This is a genomic window from Mycobacterium sp. 3-98 (assembly GCF_035918355.1).
Classification (GTDB): Bacteria; Actinomycetota; Actinomycetes; order Mycobacteriales; family Mycobacteriaceae; genus Mycobacterium; species Mycobacterium intracellulare.
Genome location: NZ_CP142360.1, coordinates 4,219,309 through 4,238,364 on the forward strand (window position 1 = coordinate 4,219,309; position 19,056 = coordinate 4,238,364).

Genomic DNA, 19,056 nt, shown 5'->3' on the forward strand with positions numbered 1-19,056 from the left:
CTCCTAAAACGCTTTCTGCACGGGGATCTCAGGCCGGACGCGTCTGTCCGTCTCCCCACGCGATCCATTTGGTCGAGGTCAGTTCGGGCAGCCCCATGGGACCGCGGGCGTGCAATTTCTGGGTGGAGATGCCGATTTCGGCTCCGAAACCGAATTGCTCCCCGTCGGTGAACGCCGTGGACGCGTTCACCATCACCGCCGCGGCGTCGATAGCGTCGGTAAACCGTTGCGCCGCAGCCATATTGGTGGTCACGATGGCCTCGGTGTGGCCGGTGCCGTACTCGTTGATGTGGGCGATCGCGGCGTCGATACCGTCGACCACCGCCACCGCGATGTCCATCGACAAGTACTCGCGCCGCAGATCGTCCTCGTGTGCGTCCTGGGAAAAGCCCCCATGCACGGTCACGCCGGCGTCTTGCAGGGCGGTCACCAGACGCGGCAACGCCTCCTCGGCGATCGTGGCGTCGACGAGCAGCGTCTCCGCGGCGTTGCAGACGCTCGGCCGACGCGTCTTGGAATTCAGCAGGATCCGCTCCGCGACGTCCAGATCGGCGCCCTCGTGGACGTATACGTGACAGTTGCCGACCCCGGTTTCGATCGTGGGCACCTGCGCGTCGCGGACCACTGCGTTGATCAGGTTGGCTCCGCCGCGCGGGATCACCACGTCGACCAGGCCACGCGCCTGGATCAGATGCGTCACCGTGGCGCGGTCGTCGGACGAAAGCAGCTGCACCGCATCGGCCGGCAGGTCCTCGCTGACCAGCGACGCCCGCAACACCTGCACCAGCGCCTGGTTGGACCGGGTCGCCGACGAGCTGCCGCGTAACAGCACGGCGTTGCCGGACTTCAACGCCAAGCCGAACGCGTCGACGGTCACGTTGGGTCGGCCCTCGTAGATCATTCCGACGACGCCGAGCGGGACCCGCTGCTGGCGCAGCTGCAGCCCGTTCGGCAGCGTGTAGCCGCGCAACACCTCCCCGACGGGATCGGGGAGCCCGGCGACCTGACGCAGGCCCGCCGCGATGCCCTCAACTCGCTTGGTATCCAAGGCCAGTCGGTCGAGCATCGCGGTCGGCGTTCCGGCGGCGCGGGCGGCCTCGACGTCTTCGGCGTTGGCGGACAGGATCAATTCCGCGTGGGCGGTGACGGCGTCGGCCGCCGAGCGCAGCGCTTGGTCTTTGGCGACGGTCGGCAACAATGCCAGCACACGGGAGGCGACGCGGGCGCGGCGGGCGGCGTCGTGCACCTCCCGGCGCAAATCAGGCTCCCGCTGTTGGGCCGCTCCGCTGCGCAATGGTGCCTGCAGACTCATTGAACCAGGGTATCCGGCCGCAAAAGCCCGGGTGACGCGGGCCGATCTACCCGACGCGCTCGCCGCGCCGGGCGGTGCGCACCTTGCTGCGCCGCTCCTCGAGGATGGTGCCGAAGTTCTGCAGCAGCGCCGGTGCGCGCATCACGAGATGCTCGATGTGTTCTCGGTCGATTTCGAGCGCCGTGACCTCTTCGACCGCATACGCGCTGGCCAGGTTGGGTTGGCGGGTCAACGCCGTCAGTCCGAGGAACGCCCCCTCGGACAGGGTGCTGATGGGCACGACCGTCCCGTCGTCGGCGGTGGCGGTGAGCTGCACCCGGCCGGCCACCAGGAACGTCATCGCCGTGGGCACCTGTCCGGCGTCCTCCACGAGCTCGTCGGTGCCGTATCGGACGATTCGCGCCGAGGAGCGCAATGACCGCTGTTCTTCGGTGCTGAGCCGCAGCGCCGGCGCCACCACCTCGTGCAGCGCGTGCTCCACGCGTTCGACCGTCGAGAAGTCGTCATCGGCGTCGTCGAGGTGCAGATTCTCCCGTCGGGCGGCGTACCAGGCCCACCGCAGGAACGTGGCCGTCGCGGCGCCGGCGTCGGCGGGTGAGTCCAACCCGATCGTCGTGCGATACTCGCCGGCGCCCACGGGCACCGAGCGAGGCACGCTGCCGGGCTTGAGCTGTGGCAGCGCCCGGGCCACCCGCGACAGCACCGCGCACACCCGGTCGGGCGCGTCGGCGGCGGAGAAGGTCGTCGTGATCGCCACTTTGTGCGGCCCGGGCGGGCGACTGAGGTTGGTGAACGACGTGGTGGCCAGCGCCGCGTTCGGCATGATCCGGATTCCGCTGCCGGTGTCGATGTGTACGGCGCGCCAGTTCACCTCGACGACGCGTCCGCGCGCGGTGCCGGTGTCGAGCCAGTCGTCGATCCGGAACGGTTGCTCGAACAGCATGAACAGGCCCGAGACGATCTGCCCGACCGAGTTCTGCAGCATCAGACCGATGACGACCGACGTGACGCCCAACGCGGTGAACACCCCGCCGATCCGCACACCCCAGATGTACGACGACATCACCGCCAGGCCGACGCAGATCAGCGCTATGCGGGCCACGTCGATGAAGATGGTGGGAAGCCTTTTGCGCCAGCTCTTTTCGGGAGCCCGCTCGAACACGGTCGCGTTGAGCCCGGACAACAGCAGCACCACCACCAGCAGGCCGAACACGGTGGTGAGGATGCGCACCGGGATGTCGCCGGCCGGAATCCCCGAGGCCTGAACCAGGAGCAACAACAGCGCGGCGAGCGGCAGCAGGTAGTTGCGCAGCAATCCGACCTGCCGGGCCAGGGGGCTTTGCCTGCGCAGCAGCGCATCGTGTAGTTCGGTCAGCAGGATCATCCCGACCGGCAATCCGATCGCGATACCGACCGCCCAGTAGAACCATGACGAGCCGAAGATGTTCATCACCGCTCCAGCAACCGGTAGATGGCCTGATCGGTCCCGCCGACCGAAATCGTGCCCGCCGCAGTGAACTGCCGGACATCGCGCATCGCTTCGTACACCTGCGAGCTGACATAAATGCCGGCCTGCGGTGCGCCGCTGTGCATTTGGTAGGCCAGACTCACCGCGCCGCCCCACATGTCGTAGACCAGGCCGGAGCGGCCCACCAATCCGCTGACCACGTTGCCGGTGTTGACGCCGACGCGAAGGCCCAGCTGATGGCGGCTTTGGCTGTTGAACCGATCGATGATGCGGCCGATTTCGAGGGCGAAGTCCACGGCACGGTGGATGCTGTCCAGTCGCGGGGTGACGACCCCACAGCTGGCGAGATAACCGTTGTGGAACGTGCGGATCCGTTCGACACCAAGGGATTCTGCGGCCGAATCGAACTGCCGGAAAAGTTCGTCGACGGTGCCCACCAATTCGTCTTCCGGCATCTCGGTGAACATTTCGTCGAGGCCGACGATGTCGGCGTAGATGATGGCGACGTCCTGATGTTTTTGGGCGATGGTCTCCTCGCCCTCGCGATAACGCTGCAGCACCGACTCGGGCATCAGGGCCAGCATCAGGCGATCGTTCTCGCGGCGCTGCTCGTTGAGCAGCTCCTCCTTGATCGCGAGGTTGCGGCTCATCTCGTTGAAAGCCGCCGTGAGATCGCCGATTTCGTCGCGGGTGCGCACCGGGATGTTGATGTCGTAGTCGCCGGAGCTGATCTTTCGGGTTCCCTCCTCGAGGCGCCGGACCGGGCGCACCGCCGCCTGGGCGACGAACATCGAGGCCACACAGATGGCGAAAATCATTGCCGTGACCGCGATGACGAGGTTCTTGCTGAACCGGCCCAGCCGCGCAAAAGCGTCGGAGTTGTCGCGGGTCGCCAGGATCGACCAGTGCAGATCGGAGTTGGGGATGTCCAGCGGCGCGTAGGCTTCCAACTCTCGGTTGCCCGTGTAGTCGGTGGCGCTCATGACGCCGGTCTCCCCGCGCTGGGCGGCGCGAAGACCCGCGGTCGGCACCGGCTGGACCAACGTGGTGCCCCCCAGCCGCAGGGCCCGGTCCACGACGTCGGGCGGGGTGCCGGCCTCGATGGCCTCGTGCCGGTATTGTTTCGGGTCTTCGATGAATACCCTTGAGTCGGAACGCATCAGGTCGTCGGGGCCGGCCAGGTAGGTCTCGGTGGCCGGACCCATCCCCGCGGCTTCCCAATGCTTGTTGGCGGTCATGATCGTGTTGATCTTCCCGATCGGCACCGGCAGGGCCATGACCCCTTCGAATTTGCCGTTCATGCCGACCGGCGACACCACCCACGCGGTGGGGGTGTCCAGTTGCGGCTGATACTGCTGAAAGTCGGTGATCCAGACGAAGTCGACATCGTTGGACGCCACGGCTTTTTGGTAGGCGCCACGCAGGTTGGATCCGCGATAGGGACCGGTGAGAATGTTGGTCCCCAGATCCGGACCCTTCATGACGCTGTAGACGACGTTGCCCTGCATGTCCAGCAGGAGCGCATCCCGGTAATCGAAACGCGTGACGATGCCGCGCAGGAAAAAGTCGAAGCGGGCGTTGGCGGCCGACCACGCGCTGCCGTCGCCGGCGTCCTCGGCGGGCGGCGAGTCGGCCGTCGGCCTGGGCGCCGCGGTGTAGTGCGCCTGAAGGTATTTCTGCGCGTTGGAACTCGGCAGCACCGCCTTGAGATCGATCGCGTTACCGGTGATCCGTTTGATCGGTTTGATCATGTCGTTTTCGTAGTAATTGACCAGGGTCTGTTCTTCGGCCGGCGTGATGTTCGCGTTGGCCAGTTGGGCGAAGGCGGTGCTGAGGTTCGCCGTCGCTTCGTTGATGCCGAAACCGCCACTTTGCACGATCAGCGAACTCGTCAGCTCCCTGAACAACGCCTGCACTGCCCGCTTCTGGGACTCGCGCATCTCGATGAGCCGTTCGGATTCGACTTCCCGCAATGCGGTGCGGCCGGACACGGCTCCGATGAGACCGATCACCGCGACGCCCAAAATGCTCGAGAGCAGCATGGTGATCAGGATTTTGGATTGGATGCCGAACCGGAAACGGCTGCGCGGCTGGCGCGTACGCGTGACGGGCTGGTGAGCCGGGCCGGGTTCGATGCGGGGTGCGGCATCGGTTAGCTCGCTGGTCGTCAATTGCCTGCCCCTTTTCTCGGGATCCAGCTCCTCACGCAGCAGACTAGCGCGCGCACGCCGAGATATTGATGCGTTTGCCGTGACGCGATTGGGCGTCAAAGCGCCGGTGCCCCACGTGTGCATCGCCATCGCGACGCTACTAACGTCGGGCCCCATGGCAGGGGTATGCGTAGTGGGCAGCGTGAACATCGATCTGTCGCTGGGCGTCGGCGCCCTCCCGCGGCCCGGCGAAACGGTGTTGGCGTCGTCGATGACACAAGCCCCCGGCGGCAAGGGCGGCAACCAGGCGGTGGCAGCCGCGCGCGCGGGCGCGCGCGTGCAGTTCGTCGGGGCCGTCGGCGACGACCCGGCCGCCGAGCAGTTGCGCGCCCACCTGCGGGCCAACGGTGTCGGGCTCGACGGGGCCGTGGAAATCCCCGGGCCCAGCGGCACCGCCGTCGTCGTCGTCGATGCCAACGCCGAGAACACCATCGTCGTGGCGCCGGGAGCCAACGGGCGGTTCACGCTGACCGATGACCGCGCGCGCGGCGTGGTCGCCGACTGCGATGTGCTGTTGACCCAGCTGGAGATTCCGGTCGACACGGCGATCGCGGCGGCGCAACACGCCCGGTCGGCCGGAGCGGTCGTCGTCGTGAACGCCTCACCGGCCGGCCAGGATCCCGCTTCGCTGGGCGAGCTGGCGGCCGCCGCCGACGTGGTGATCACCAACGAAGAGGAGGCCAACGAATGGCCTTGGCGCCCAGCACACCTGGTGGTCACCCTGGGTTCGCGCGGCGCGCGCTACGCCGGCGCCGACGGCGAGTACTCGGTGCCCTCCCCCGCGGTGGACGCGGTGGACACCACCGGCGCCGGCGACGTGTTCGCCGGTGTGCTGGCCGCGAACTGGCCGCCCAATCCCGGCTCGGCGGGTGAGCGGCGACTCGCGCTACGCCGCGCCTGCGCGGCCGGCGCGCTGGCGACGCTGGTTCCCGGCGCCGGTGATTGCGCACCGGACGCCGAGGCGATCGACAAGGCGCTTCAGAACGCGTCCTAGCCGCTTTGCCCGCGGCGGCCGCGCCCTAGTCCTCGGGGATTTCGCGTTCGATCTCGTCGAGCCAGATGCGCGCGGACATGTCCGAGGGGGCGCGCCAGTCACCCCGCGGCGACAGCGCGCCGCCGTGCGACACCTTGGGCCCGTTGGGCAATGCCGAACGCTTGAACTGGCTGAACGAGTAGAACCGCTGCACGAATACCTGCAGCCAGTGCCGGATTTCCTTGAGCGAGTACGACGGACGCTTGTCTTCGGGAAATCCCGGCGGCCAGTTGCCTTGCTCGGGATCGCTCCACGCATGCCAGGCCAGAAACGCGATCTTTGACGGCCGGAATCCATACCGCAGCACGTGGAACAGTGAAAAGTCTTGCAGCGCAAACGGGCCGACTTTCGCCTCGCTGCTTTGCAGCTCTTCCTCTTCGCCGCTGGGAACCAGCTCAGGCGTGATCTCGGTGTCGAGCACGGACTGCAGCACCTCGCTGACCTTCGACTCGAACTGCTGCGAGGAAATCACCCAGCGGATCAGGTGCTGGATCAGCGTCTTGGGCACGCCGCCGTTGACGTTGTAGTGCGACATCTGGTCGCCGACACCGTAAGTCGACCAGCCCAGGCCCAGCTCGGACAGGTCGCCGGTGCCCAGCACGATGCCACCGCGCTGGTTGGCCAGCCGGAACAGGTAGTCGGTGCGCAAGCCGGCCTGGACGTTCTCGAAGGTGACGTCGTAAACCTTCTCACCGCGCGAGAACGGGTGATCGATCTCCTTGAGCATCAGCTGCGCGGTCTCGCGAATGTCGATCTCGGCGAACGTCACACCCAGGGCGCGGCACAGCTCGATCGCGTTGCGCTTGGTGCGGTCCCCGGTGGCGAAGCCCGGCAGGGTGAACGCCAGAATGTCGCTGCGCGGGCGTTGTTCGCGGTCCATCGCCCGCGCGGCGACGATCAACGCGTGCGTCGAGTCCAGCCCACCGGATATCCCGATGACGATCTTCGGGAAATCCAGCGCGCGCAAACGCTGTTCGAGGCCGGCTACCTGGATGTTGTAGCCCTCGAAGCAATCCTGTTCCAGCCGTTGCGGGTCGGCGGGCACGAAGGGGAACCGCTCGATCTCACGCCACAGCCCGATGTCGCCGCCAGGCGGGTCAAGCCGGAACTCGATGCGCCGGAACGACTCCGCCGTCGTCCGGTGGTGGCGCCGGTTGTCGTCGAACGTGCCCATCCGGAGCCGTTCCGAGCGAAGCAATTCGAGGTCGACGTCGGCGACGCTGCGCCGCTCCCCCATCGGAAAGCGCTCGGACATGGCCAGCAGGACACCGTTTTCGAACACCATGGTCTGCCCGTCCCAGGCCAGATCGGTCGTCGATTCGCCCGCGCCCGCAGCCGAATACACGTAGGCGGCCAGGCAACGAGAGGAGGCCGAACGAGCCAGCAGGCAGCGGTCCTCGGCGCGGCCGATGGTGATCGGGCTACCGGAAAGGTTGGCCAGCACCGTCGCACCCGCGAGCGCGGCCTCGGCGCTGGGCGGAATCGGCACGAACATGTCCTCGCAGATCTCCACGTGCAGCACGAGGCCGGGCACGTCGGAGGCGGCGAACAGCAGATCGGGACCGAACGGCGCCTCGACCCCCGCGAGCCGGATGGTGCCGCGCTCGTCGTCGCCGGGCGCGATCTGGCGGCGCTCGTAGAACTCCCGATAGGTGGGCAGGTACGACTTCGGCGCCACGCCGAGCACCTCGCCGCGGTGGATGACCACGGCGGCGTTGTAGATGCGGTGCCGGTGGCGGACGGGCGCGCCGACCACCAGGACCGGCAACAACTCGGCGGAGGCCGCGACGATGTCCGCGACGGCCCTGTCGACGTCGTCGAGCAACAGGTCCTGCAGGACGATGTCTTCAATGGAGTAACCGGACAGCGTCAGCTCCGGGAAAACGGCCAGCGCTACGCCGTCGTCGTGGCACTCCCGGGCCATCCGCAGGACCGCCTCGGCGTTCGCCGCGGGGTCACCGATGACGGTGTGATGCGTGCACGCGGCGACGCGGGCAAAGCCCTGGCTGTAAGCGTTGTAAAAGTCCATCGCCCTTCCATTGTCGCCTCGGGGGTGTCAACTCCTCGCCGCCGGGTATCCCCAACGCCATGAGCGACACTGCGGTCCTGGTCGTCGACATGATGAATACCTATCAACATCCCGACGCTGACGATCTAATACCCAATGTCGAGAAGATCATCGAGCCTTTGACCGATTTGGTCCGGCGGGCACGCACGTCCGACGAGGTCGACCTGATCTATGTCAACGACAATTACGGCGATTTCACCGCCGAGTTCTCCGGGATCGTCCGCTCGGCGCTCGACGGCGCGCGGCCCGATCTGGTGAAGCCGATCGCGCCCGCCGAAGGCAGCCGGCTGATGACCAAGGTCCGCCACAGCGCCTTTTATTCGACCGCGCTGGCGTACCTGCTGAGCCGGCTGGACACCAAGCGGTTGATCATCACCGGCCAGGTCACCGAGCAATGCATCCTGTACACGGCCCTGGACGCGTACGTGCGGCACTTCCCCGTCGTGATCCCGACCGATGCGGTCGCCCACATCGACGCCGACCTGGGCGCGGCGGCCTGCAAGATGATGGAGCAGAACATGTCCGCCGAGCTCACGACCGCGGCGGACTGCCTGGACCCGGCCTGATCCGTACCCTGGGCAGGTGACCGTCTCCCGCGCAGAATCCCCCGAGTTGGTCACGCTGCTGGCCGGGCGCCGGATCGCGGTGCTGACGGGCGCGGGCGTATCGACCGATTCCGGCATCCCCGACTACCGCGGGCCCGATTCCCCGCCCAGCAACCCCATGACCATCCAGCAGTTCACCGGTGACGCGGCGTTTCGGCAGCGGTACTGGGCGCGCAACCACGTCGGTTGGCGGCACATGGCCGACACGCTGCCCAACGCGGGACATCGGGCGCTGGCGGCGCTCGAGGACGCGTCGGTGGTCACCGGCGTCATCACCCAGAACGTCGACCTGCTGCACACCAAGGCCGGCAGCCGCAACGTCATCGACCTGCACGGCACCTACGCGCGGGTGATCTGCCTGAGCTGCGGCCACACCGTGAGCCGCGCGGCGCTGGCCGAGCAGCTGGAGGCGCTCAACCCCGGATTCATCGAGCGCGCCGAGGCGATCGGCGGGCTGGCGGTGGCTCCCGACGCCGACGCCGTCGTCGCCGATACCGCGTCGTTCCGCTATCTCGACTGCGTGCGCTGCGCCGGCATGCTCAAACCCGACATCGTCTATTTCGGCGACAGCGTTCCCAAAGACGTTGTGGCAGCAGCCTATAGGATGGTCGACGAGGCCGACGCGCTGCTGGTCGCGGGGTCGTCGCTGACGGTGTTCTCCGGTTATCGATTCGTGCGGCACGCGGCCGCCCTGGGCATCCCGGTCGCCATCATCAACCGCGGCAGCACCCGCGGCGACGACCTGGCCACGGTGAAGGTCGACGGCGGCTGCTCCGAACTGCTCGCGCTGCTCGCCGACGAGTTATCGCCGCTGACAACGCATTAGAAGGTGCACGGCATGCTGCGCACGGCGTGCACGAAGTTGCCCGCCAGGTACGTCGGCTCGCCCGCCTGGATGCCGGGCAGCTGACGAAACAGCTCGTGAAAGATGGCGCGCAGCTGCGCGCGGGCGACGTGCGCCCCGAGGCAGAAGTGCAGCCCGCCACCGCCGAAACCGACGTGCGGATTGGGGTCGCGCGCCAGGTTCAGGCGTTCGGGATGGTCGAACGCGTCGGTGTCCCAGTTGCCGGACGGGTAGAACATCACCACCTTCTCCCCCGCCAGAATGGTCTGACCGCCCAGCTCGATATCCGTTGCCGCCGTGCGGCGGAAGGTCATGACCGGGGTCGCCCACCGGATGAACTCCTCGACGGCGGTACCGATCCGGTTGTCGAAATCATGGAGAAGCCAAGCCTTTTCGTCGGGAAAATCGGTGAGCGCCTTCAGGGTGTGGCTGATGGTCTGGCGGGTGGTGTCGTTGCCCGCCACCGAGAGCAGCACGAAGAACGCGGCCACCTCCGCGTCTTCCAGGCGGTCCCCATCGACTTCGGCGGTGACCAGGCTGCTGATGAGGTCGTCGCCCGGGCGCTCGCGGCGTTCCGTGGCCAGGGTGCCGACGACCTGGTGAAGGTACAGCTGGTTCTCGACCAGGACTTCCATCGCCGGACGTCCGTTGAGGAATTCCGGGTCGGCCCAGGAGACCAGGGCGTCGGTGGCGTGCGCCATGCGCTCGCGCTCGGATTCCGGGATTCCCATCATGTCCGAGAGGGTCCGGATGGGCAGCTCCTTGGCGCAGTGGTCGACGAAATCCGCACCGCTGCCGGCGGTCCGCAGTTCTTCGACGATGGTCTTGGCGTTGGCCTTGATCGAGTCTTCGATGCGGCGCACCTGCCGCGGGCTCAGCGCGGCGTGGGCCAGCTTGCGCAACTTGGTGTGCCGCGGCGGATCCATCGCCAAGAACGACTGCGACGCCTCGAGCAGCTCGACGGGAATGCTCTCGAACATCACCCCCTGGCCGGACAGGAAGGCGTCGTTGTTGCGGCTGACCGCGACGATGTCGGCGCGCCGGGTGACCGCCCAGAAGCCGGGATCGGTGGGATCGGGCATCAGCGAGTCTTCGACCGGAGGATGCCAACTGACCGGGCGCTCGGCGCGCAGCACGGCGAAGGAGCGTTCGCGATCCGCCGCCGTCGTGGACCAAAACGCCCGCGAGGACAGGTCGATCTCGTCGTAGGCGCGGCCGGACTTCTCGGCCCCGGGTGTACCCGTCATCACGGCCATGGCGCTGTCCCCTCCTGTATGACGCCGGTCACAAACTCCACGCGACGATATGCCTAGACAGTATGTCTAGTCAAGATGTCGAAAGCTCGGCTATGCTCGGCGCATGCCGTCGCTCACCCGCAAGCCGCCAGGCCATCGAAGCGTGGGGCGCGAGCAGCGGCGCGAGCAAATGGAGCGCCGGCTGCTCGACGCCACCGAACGGCTGATGCGCGACGGCGCGAGCTTCACCGAGCTCAGCGTGGATCGGCTCTCCGGCGAGGCGGGCATCTCCCGCGCCAGCTTCTACATCTACTTCGAGGACAAGGGCCATCTGCTTCGCCGGCTCGCGGGCCAGGTGTTCGGCGACCTGGCCGACGGCGCGCGGCGCTGGTGGACGGTGGCCGGGCGGCACGACCCCGACGACGTGCGCGCGGCGATGAGCAGCATCATCGCCATCTATCGACGGCACCAAGCGGTGCTGGTCGCGCTCAACGAGATGGCCGCCTATGACCCACTGACCGGGGAGGCGTATCGCGAACTGCTGACCGGCATCTCCGAACAGCTCACCCGGGTCATCGAAGAGGGCCAGGCCGACGGCTCGATCCGCCCCGAGCTGGCGGCGCTCACCACGGCCAGCGCGCTGACCTGGATGGTCGAGCGCGCCTGCCAGCAGAACCTGCCGGCGCAGCCGCCCGACTACGACGCCGAGCTGGCCACCACCCTGGCCGAGATCGTCTGGGGCGCACTGTATCTCAAGCCCGCCTCGGAGCATTGATCGCGTCGGTCCGGACCGCGCCGGGCTCTGCTACACCGCCACCAGATCGTCGGCGTGCACCGCGGGCCGGCGCAGCTCGCCGGGCAGCTCGCTGGTGGAGCGGCCCATCATGGTGAGCAGTTCCGTCGCGTCGTAGGCGACCACGCCACGGGCCACCATCGCCGCGTCCGGCCCGCGCAATTCGACGACGTCGCCGCCGAAGAACCGGCCGGACACCGCGGTGATCCCCGCGGGCAGCAGCGAGCGGCGCTGCCCGACGACCGCGCGCACCGCCCCCTCGTCGAGGGTCAGCGCGCCGGCGGCCTCGGCGGCGTAACGCACCCAGAACCGCCGCGCCGACATCCGGGCCGGCCGCGCGGCGAACACAGTGCCGACCGACGCGTCGGTGAGCGCGGTCGAGGCATCGGACGCCGCGGCCAGCAGCACCGGGACGCCGGCGTCGGCGGCCAGCAGCGCCGACGACATCTTCGAGGTCATGCCGCCGGTGCCCAAATCACTGCCGGGCCCGGCGATCACACCGACCAGATCCGCCGAACCCGATACCTCCGGGATGAACCGGGCGCCTTCGGTTTTGCGTGGATCGGAGTCGTACAGCCCGTCGATGTCGGACAACAACACCAGCGCCTCGGCGCCGACCAGGTGCGCCACCAGCGCCGAAAGCCGGTCGTTGTCGCCGAACCGGATCTCGTTGGTGGCCACCGTGTCGTTCTCGTTGACGATGGCCACCGCATGCAGGGCCCGCAGCCGATCCAGGGTGCGCTGAGCGTTGGTGTGCTGGGCGCGCATCGAGATGTCGTGCGCGCTCAGCAGCACCTGCCCGACCGTGCGGCCGTACCGGGCAAACGCGGCACTCCACGAATTCACCAGCGCGACCTGACCGACGCTGGCCGCGGCCTGCTTCGTCGCCAAATCCCGTGGGCGACGGGACAATCCGAGAGGTTCGATGCCGGCGGCGATGGCACCCGAGGACACGATGACGACGTCGGTGCCCGCCTTCATCCGCGTCTCGATCGCGTCGGCGAGACCGGCCAGCCGGCCGGCGTCGAATACGCCGGCTTCGGTGGTCAACGCGTTGGTGCCCACCTTGACCACCAGGCTGCGCGCGTTCCGGATGGCGTCGCGCTGCGGGGTCATGACTCCTCACCGCCGCCTCTGGTTCTGCGCCGCCCCTCCGCATCGCTGCGCTCTGCATCGTCGCCGGTGCGGCGCTGCCGCCGGGCGGCCTTGCGCTCCGCGGCCCCGACCCGCTCGCTGCGCTCGAGCCGCGCGTCGGTTCCCCTGCCCGACAGCGTAACCTGCTGTCCCGCAGGCGTTTGCGGCTCCCAATCGAACGTCATGTCGCCGATGGTCACTTCGCACCCCGCGCGCGCACCCAGCCGCAGCAGTTCCTCCTCGACTCCGAGGCGCGCCAGGCGGTCGCCGAGATACCCCACGGCCTCGTCGTTGTCGAAGTTGGTCTGACGCACCCAGCGTTCGGGCCGCGCGCCGCTGACCACGAAGGCGCCCGGCTGCTGCGGATCCGGCTCGACGCGAAAGCCGCTGTCGTCGACGGGGATCGGACGGATCACCGGGCGGCGCGGCACGATCTCGGGTTGGGCGGCCTTGTATTCCGAGATCATCGTCCACAGCCCAAAGATCAATGGCTGCAGACCTTCTCGCGCGACGGTCGACACCAAGAACACCGGCCATCCGCGCTCGGCGATCTCGTCGTAAACGAATTCGGCGAGCTCGCGCGCCTCGGGGACGTCGATCTTGTTGAGCACCACCGCGCGGGGCCGGTCGGCGAGATCGCCCAGCGTCGCGTCCCCCCGCAGGGTGGGCGTATACGCGGCGAGTTCGGCCTCGAGCGCGTCGATATCGGAGATCGGGTCGCGGCCGGGCTCGGCGGTGGCGCAGTCGACGACGTGCACCAGCACGGCGCATCGCTCGATGTGCCGGAGGAAGTCCAGGCCCAGGCCGCGGCCCTGCGAGGCGCCGGGGATCAGGCCGGGAACGTCGGCGACGGTGAAGGTGTGCTCGCCGGCCGACACGACGCCGAGGTTGGGGACCAGCGTGGTGAAGGGGTAGTCGGCGATCTTGGGTTTGGCCGCCGAGATGGTGGACACCAGCGACGACTTGCCGGCCGACGGGAAGCCGATCAGGCCGGCGTCGGCGACGGTCTTGAGTTCCAGCGTCAGGTCGCGGGTCTCGCCCTGCTCACCCAGCAGCGCAAAACCGGGAGCCTTGCGCGCGCGGGAGGCGAGCGCGGCGTTGCCCAGGCCGCCGCGACCACCGGCGGCGGCTTCGAAGCGGGTGCCCGCGCCCACCAGGTCGGCCAGCAGCCGGCCGTTGTCGTCGAGGACGATGGTTCCGTCGGGGACTTTGACTTCCAGGTCGGCGCCGGCGGCGCCGTCGCGGTTGCTGCCCATCCCCTGCTTGCCCGACGGCGCGGTGACGTGGGGATGGAAATGGAAGTCGAGCAGGGTGTGGACCTGGGGATCGACGACGAAGACGATGCTGCCGCCGCGGCCGCCGTTGCCGCCGTCGGGGCCGCCGAGTGGCTTGAACTTCTCGCGATGGACCGAGGCGCAGCCGTTGCCCCCGGAACCGGCGCGCGCATGGATGACGACGCGGTCGACGAACCGAGGCATCGTGGGTCCTCTCACCCGTCTCGCTCGCCGAACGTGCGGCTACTGCGAGAATTGCCTCAAATTATCGCAGTGGGTGCACGCTCGCGGCGCTCAGTCGGTGGCTTGTCCGGCCGCGACGATGTTGACGGTCTTGCGGCCGCGCTTGATTCCGAATTCGACGGCGCCGGCTTCCTTGGCGAACAACGTGTCGTCGCCGCCGCGCCCGACACCAACGCCCGGGTGGAACTTGGTGCCGCGCTGACGAACGATGATCTCGCCGGCCTTGACGACCTGGCCGCCGAATCGCTTCACGCCCAGCCGCTGTGCGGCGGAATCGCGACCGTTGCGCGAGCTAGAAGCGCCCTTCTTGTGTGCCATGCCTTCGCCTTTACTACTTGATGCCGGTGACCTTCAGGACCGTCAGCTGCTGACGGTGGCCCTGACGCTTGTGGTAGCCGGTCTTGTTCCGGAACTTGTGGATGCGGATCTTGGGGCCCTTGGTGTGCTCGAGCACCTCGCCGGTGACCGCGACCTTGGCCAGCGCCGCCGCGTCGGTGGTCACCTTGGCGCCGTCCACCACCAGTGCGACCGGCAGCGACACATTCGAACCCGGCTCAGAGTCGAGCTTCTCGACCTTGACCACGTCCCCGACGGCGACCTTGTACTGCTTGCCGCCCGTCTTGACGATTGCGTAGGTCGCCATCGTTGCTCTGCTCCTTCTTCTAGCCGCTGCTCGGCGCGTCGCGCGCGAACCAGCCGCGGTGCACGTGGTGGGTCTGGGTTGCGGGCCTGCTCCGATTCCCCGGGAGTCCCGCTGCCGCCGGCCAAAGCTTAGTCGCCCGGCCTGACGACAACTGTCCAAGGGTACGTGACCAGCGGCTACAGGGTCAAACCGGACACGACCTGGCTGTCGGGGCTCAGTCCGCGTGGATCGGCGGCCCGGCGGGCCTGCCCGCCGCGCGTCGGCGCCGGGGGCGGCCCTGGGTTGGGCCGCCCTGGTCCGCCGTGGCCGAACCGCCGTCGTCATCGTCGGAATCGTCGGAGTCCTCGGTGTCCAGGTCGTCGTCGTCGTCGAGTTCGAGGTCCTCGTCGTCGTCGCCCAGGTCTTCCTCGTCATCGAGGTCGTCGTCATCCGAGTCGTCGTCCGAGTCGTCGTCGGAATCGTCGTCCGAGTCGTCGTCGGTGTCGTCGTCCGAGTCGTCGTCGGAATCGTCGTCCGAGTCGTCGTCGGTGTCGTCGAAGTCCTCTTGGTCGGTGTCGGAGACGTCCTCGTCGCGCCGCGCCTTCTTCTCGTCGAACTCGTCGCTGGTTTCCTCGGTGGCCTCGTCGGATTCGTCGTCCTCGGATGCCGTCTGCGTGGACGAGCCGGCCGCCATCGCTTTGAACATCGGGTGCTCGCCGGGCGAATGGACGGGCACCTTGGCCACGACCGGCTCCTCGGCCTTGTTCTTCTTGCGCCGGCCGCGCCGGCCCCCGGACTCGGACTTGCGGCCGTTCGACGGGGCCGAATCCACCGGGTCGGTGTGCAGCAGGATGCCGCGGCCGCCACAGTTCGGGCACGACGTCGAGAAGGCCTCGACCAGTCCGGTGCCCAACCGCTTGCGGGTCAGCTGCACCAAACCGAGCGACGTCACCTCGGACACCTGATGGCGGGTGCGGTCACGGGCCAGCGCCTCGGTGAGCCGGCGCAGCACCAGATCGCGGTTGGATTCCAGCACCATGTCGATGAAGTCGATGACGACGATGCCGCCGATGTCGCGCAGCCGCAGTTGGCGCACGATCTCCTCGGCCGCCTCGAGGTTGTTCTTGGTGACCGTCTGCTCGAGGTTCCCCCCGGAGCCAGTGAACTTGCCGGTGTTGACGTCGACCACCGTCATCGCCTCGGTCCGGTCGATCACCAGGGTGCCGCCCGAGGGCAGCCAGACCTTGCGGTCCATCGCCTTGGCCAGCTGCTCGTCGATGCGGTGCACGGCGAACACGTCCGGCCCGCTCGACCCGTCCGGCCCGGCGGGCGGCTCGTATTTGCTCAGCTTCGAAACAAGGTCGGGCGCAACGGAATTCACGTATTCGTTGATGGTGTTCCAGGCCTCGTCCCCGGAGACGACCAAGCCCGCGAAGTCTTCGTTGAACAGGTCGCGGATGACCTTGACCAGCACGTCGGGCTCTTCGTAGAGCGCCACGGCGGCCCCGGCGGCCTTCTCCTTGATCTCGATGGCCTTGGCCTCGATTTGCTTCCAGCGCTCCTGCAGGCGGGTGACGTCGTTGCGGATGTCGTCTTCCTTGACGCCCTCGGACGCGGTCCGGATGATCACCCCCGCGTCGGACGGCACCACCTCGCGCAGGATCTCCTTGAGGCGCTGGCGTTCGGTGTCGGGCAACTTTCGGCTGATCCCGGTCGACGACGCCCCCGGCACGTAGACCAGGTAGCGGCCCGCGAGCGACACCTGCGTGGTGAGCCGCGCCCCCTTGTGCCCGACCGGGTCCTTGCTGACCTGGACGACGACATAGTCGCCGGGCTTGAGCGCCTGTTCGATCTTGCGGTCGGACCCGCCGAGTCCGGCGGCCTCCCAGTTGACCTCGCCGGCGTAGAGCACGCCGTTGCGGCCGCGGCCGATGTCGACGAAGGCCGCCTCCATCGAGGGCAGCACGTTCTGCACGATGCCGAGGTAGATGTTGCCGACCAGGGACGCCGACGCGGCCGAGGTCACGAAGTGCTCGACGACGATGCCGTCCTCGAGGACGGCGATCTGGGTATACCGCGAACCCTGGTGTGGCGGCTCGCTGCGGACCCGGTCCCGGACGACCATGACGCGTTCGACGGCCTCGCGGCGGGCCAGGAATTCGGCCTCGGTCAGCACGGGGGGGCGGCGCCGCCCGGCGTCGCGGCCGTCGCGGCGTCGTTGGCGCTTGGCCTCCAGCCGAGTCGAGCCGTCGATGCCCTTGATCTCGTTGCTCGCGCTGCCGCCGTCGCCGCCGTTCTTGCCATTGCGGGGCGGCCGCTCGTGCACGACCGTGTTGGGCGGGTCGTCGGGTGAAGGCCCTTCGTCGTTGTCGTCGCCCGATCCGGATTTGCGGCGCCGGCGCCGGCGGCGGCGACGGCTGCCACCATCCGCCGAACCGTCGTCACCGCCCTCGGAGTCGTCGCCGTCGTCGGAGTCCTCGTCGTCGGCGTCGTCGGAATCGCCGGAGTCGGACTGGGCGCCCTTCTTGCCCCGGCCCTGCGGCTCGTCGTCGTCGTCGCCGTCGTTCTGGCCCTCGGGTCCGCCCTGCTCGCCGCGCCCGCGGCCGCGGCCCCGGCGGCCGCGACGGCGCCGCCGGTTCGACGGGCGGTCGGCCTGCTCGTCGTCGTCGCCGTCGGAATCGTCGGAGTCGGCGCTCTCGTCGGTGTCGGTGTCGGTGTCGCTGTCATCGTCGCTGTCCAGTGGCTGCGGCGCGACGAAGAGCGGCATGTAATGCGGCCGCTCGGCGGCGTTGTCGGGGGTTTCCAGCATCAGCCGGGATTCGGGTTCGCCGGCATCCACGACGGGTTCGGTGGCGGCGTCCGGGGATTCCTGGGGCTGGGCGGCCAGCAGGTCACGCACCCGCACCGCGTCGGCGCGGTCCACGGTGGAGTGTGCGCTGCGAATCCGCCCGTCCAGCTCGCTGAGCGCGTCCAGGACCCGTTTGCTGGTGGTTCCCAGCGTCCGGGCCAACGAATGGACCCTCAACCGGTCGGGCAGCTCCCCGGACCGGGCCGATTCTTCTGATGGGTCTGCAGTTGGTGCACCGTCTACCACGTATTCTCCTCAAGCCCCCGGGCGCGTCGTTGCGACGCGGCCACGCGAGGGCTTCGCTATGGGCCCGGGTCACTTCTCCCGGGCTTGTGATGGTCTCGCCCCGAGCGGCTCAGGTTAGAACCCACTCGGCGCCGTGCTGAATGACGGCCTGACATGCAGCGAACCAAGGCGACGGGGCTATGGTCGCGCTTGTCTAAGTCTTCATTCGGGTGTCTGACGCCGGTCCGGCGACGTTCACCCGACATCAGTATCCCACATCACGTCGGCGCCCAAGCCACACCTGATGCAGCCCGGTCGGACGAACCCCGGTCCGCAACGCGCCGCGGGGCCGATCGTCGCAGCTCTAGGCGTCGGGAAACCAGAGCCCGATTTCTCGCTTGGCCGACTCGATCGAATCCGAGCCGTGCACCAGATTGAACTGCGTCTCGAGCCCGAAATCGCCCCGGATCGTGCCGGGGATCGCCTTCTCGACCGGGTCGGTACCGCCCGCGAGCTGCCGAAACGCCGCGATCGCGCGCGGTCCCTCCACGATGGCCGCGACCACCGGCCCCGAGGTGATGAATGCCAGCAACGACTCGAAGAAGGGCTTGCCCTCGTGTTCCGCGTAGTGCTGGGCGGCGAGGTCTTGGCTGACGTGCCGGAGTTCCAGCGCGGCGAGGGTGAGGCCTTTTCGCTCGATCCGGCCGATGATCTCCCCCACCAGCTGTCGCTGGACGCCGTCCGGCTTGATCAGTACCAATGTCCGTTCGGTCACGGCGGACAGCGTACCGCCGGGCTACCCCTGCCTGCGCCGGACCTCGGCCCGGAAGTAGGCGATCAAGCCCCACAACCCGGTGAACAACACGCCGATGAACCCGACGCCGGGATACACGGCGAAGCCGGCGAGCAGGATCACCTGCACTCCGAGGTTGGCCCAGATGGCCCAGGGTTTGCGCTGCACCCCTCCCATCAGGATCAGCAGTACGGCCAGGCCGATCAGGTAGGCCAGCGACGCCGTCGTGAGGCCTCCGCCGACCGCGCCCACCACCGGGATCGCGAGCAGCACCACGATCGCTTCCAGAAACAGCGTGAGGGCCATCACCGCGCCGAAGCTGCGCCAGGGGTCGGGCCGGTTCTGGTCG

At 68.3% G+C, this 19,056-nt stretch carries 16 protein-coding genes; 4 read left to right on the forward strand and 12 right to left on the reverse strand.

The annotated features are described in order from the left end of the window. Window positions 1–28: 28 nt before the first annotated feature. The 3 genes from QGN30_RS19825 to QGN30_RS19835 are packed head-to-tail and all read right to left on the reverse strand — an operon-like array spanning window position 29 to window position 4,951. A complete protein-coding gene (locus tag QGN30_RS19825; protein ID WP_026071540.1) occupies window positions 29–1,312 on the reverse strand; it encodes a glutamate-5-semialdehyde dehydrogenase in 1,284 nt (427 codons plus the stop codon). Between the two features lie 46 nt (window positions 1,313–1,358). Beyond that, window positions 1,359–2,762, reverse strand: coding sequence for a mechanosensitive ion channel domain-containing protein (locus QGN30_RS19830; protein WP_009953582.1), 1,404 nt, complete (start codon window positions 2,760–2,762; stop codon window positions 1,359–1,361). Continuing rightward, on the reverse strand, window positions 2,762–4,951 hold the full coding sequence (locus tag QGN30_RS19835) for an adenylate/guanylate cyclase domain-containing protein (RefSeq protein ID WP_008255227.1): 2,190 nt from the start codon (window positions 4,949–4,951) through the stop codon (window positions 2,762–2,764). Before QGN30_RS19835 ends, QGN30_RS19830 begins: the two co-directional genes overlap by 1 nt. 154 nt (window positions 4,952–5,105) lie before the next feature. Here QGN30_RS19835 and QGN30_RS19840 point away from each other — a divergent pair, with 154 nt between their 5' ends. Further along, on the forward strand, window positions 5,106–5,984 hold the full coding sequence (locus QGN30_RS19840) for a ribokinase (protein ID WP_080588112.1): 879 nt from the start codon (window positions 5,106–5,108) through the stop codon (window positions 5,982–5,984). Window positions 5,985–6,009: 25 nt separating this feature from the next. Here QGN30_RS19840 and QGN30_RS19845 read toward each other — a convergent pair whose 3' ends face one another. Continuing rightward, window positions 6,010–8,052 carry an NAD(+) synthase gene (locus QGN30_RS19845; RefSeq protein ID WP_014382185.1) on the reverse strand — a complete coding sequence of 681 codons (2,043 nt, stop codon included), beginning with the start codon at window positions 8,050–8,052 and terminating at the stop codon, window positions 6,010–6,012. Between the two features lie 59 nt (window positions 8,053–8,111). Here QGN30_RS19845 and QGN30_RS19850 point away from each other — a divergent pair, with 59 nt between their 5' ends. Next, complete coding sequence (locus QGN30_RS19850) at window positions 8,112–8,657, forward strand: cysteine hydrolase family protein (protein ID WP_008255223.1); 546 nt, start codon at window positions 8,112–8,114, stop codon at window positions 8,655–8,657. A 16-nt stretch (window positions 8,658–8,673) separates the two neighbouring features. Next, on the forward strand, window positions 8,674–9,522 hold the full coding sequence (locus QGN30_RS19855) for an NAD-dependent protein deacetylase (protein ID WP_014379682.1): 849 nt from the start codon (window positions 8,674–8,676) through the stop codon (window positions 9,520–9,522). Here the strand turns inward: QGN30_RS19855 and QGN30_RS19860 are convergent. Next, window positions 9,519–10,796, reverse strand: coding sequence for a cytochrome P450 (locus QGN30_RS19860; protein WP_014379681.1), 1,278 nt, complete (start codon window positions 10,794–10,796; stop codon window positions 9,519–9,521). The two genes, QGN30_RS19855 and QGN30_RS19860, sit on opposite strands and share 4 nt — an antisense overlap. A gap of 103 nt (window positions 10,797–10,899) precedes the next feature. On the opposite strand from QGN30_RS19860, the gene QGN30_RS19865 reads away from it, so the two are divergent. Next, complete coding sequence (locus QGN30_RS19865; protein ID WP_014384175.1) at window positions 10,900–11,550, forward strand: TetR/AcrR family transcriptional regulator; 651 nt, start codon at window positions 10,900–10,902, stop codon at window positions 11,548–11,550. 30 nt (window positions 11,551–11,580) lie between these two features. Here the strand turns inward: QGN30_RS19865 and proB are convergent, their stop codons facing one another. The 7 genes from proB to QGN30_RS19900 all read right to left on the reverse strand — a co-directional run bounded on the left by proB (window position 11,581) and on the right by QGN30_RS19900 (window position 19,013). Further along, window positions 11,581–12,684, reverse strand: coding sequence for a glutamate 5-kinase (gene proB, locus QGN30_RS19870; protein ID WP_014384174.1), 1,104 nt, complete (start codon window positions 12,682–12,684; stop codon window positions 11,581–11,583). Then, entirely contained in the window at window positions 12,681–14,180 is a 1,500-nt protein-coding gene (gene obgE / locus QGN30_RS19875; protein ID WP_014384173.1) for a GTPase ObgE, read from the reverse strand. The genes proB and obgE overlap by 4 nt, the downstream gene beginning before the upstream one ends. 90 nt (window positions 14,181–14,270) lie before the next feature. Continuing rightward, the gene (gene rpmA / locus QGN30_RS19880; protein WP_008255217.1) at window positions 14,271–14,537 is read right to left on the reverse strand and encodes a 50S ribosomal protein L27; all 267 of its coding nucleotides are present in this window, start codon (window positions 14,535–14,537) and stop codon (window positions 14,271–14,273) included. A gap of 13 nt (window positions 14,538–14,550) precedes the next feature. Next, complete coding sequence (gene rplU, locus QGN30_RS19885; protein ID WP_009953572.1) at window positions 14,551–14,862, reverse strand: 50S ribosomal protein L21; 312 nt, start codon at window positions 14,860–14,862, stop codon at window positions 14,551–14,553. A gap of 214 nt (window positions 14,863–15,076) precedes the next feature. Then, the gene (locus QGN30_RS19890) at window positions 15,077–17,935 is read right to left on the reverse strand and encodes an Rne/Rng family ribonuclease (protein WP_095562570.1); all 2,859 of its coding nucleotides are present in this window, start codon (window positions 17,933–17,935) and stop codon (window positions 15,077–15,079) included. Between the two features lie 343 nt (window positions 17,936–18,278). Further along, window positions 18,279–18,689: a nucleoside-diphosphate kinase gene (ndk, locus tag QGN30_RS19895; RefSeq protein ID WP_038535678.1), complete on the reverse strand. Its 411-nt coding sequence runs from the start codon at window positions 18,687–18,689 to the stop codon at window positions 18,279–18,281. 21 nt (window positions 18,690–18,710) lie between these two features. Continuing rightward, a complete protein-coding gene (locus tag QGN30_RS19900; RefSeq protein WP_263645441.1) occupies window positions 18,711–19,013 on the reverse strand; it encodes a DUF4233 domain-containing protein in 303 nt (100 codons plus the stop codon). Window positions 19,014–19,056: the final 43 nt, after the last annotated feature.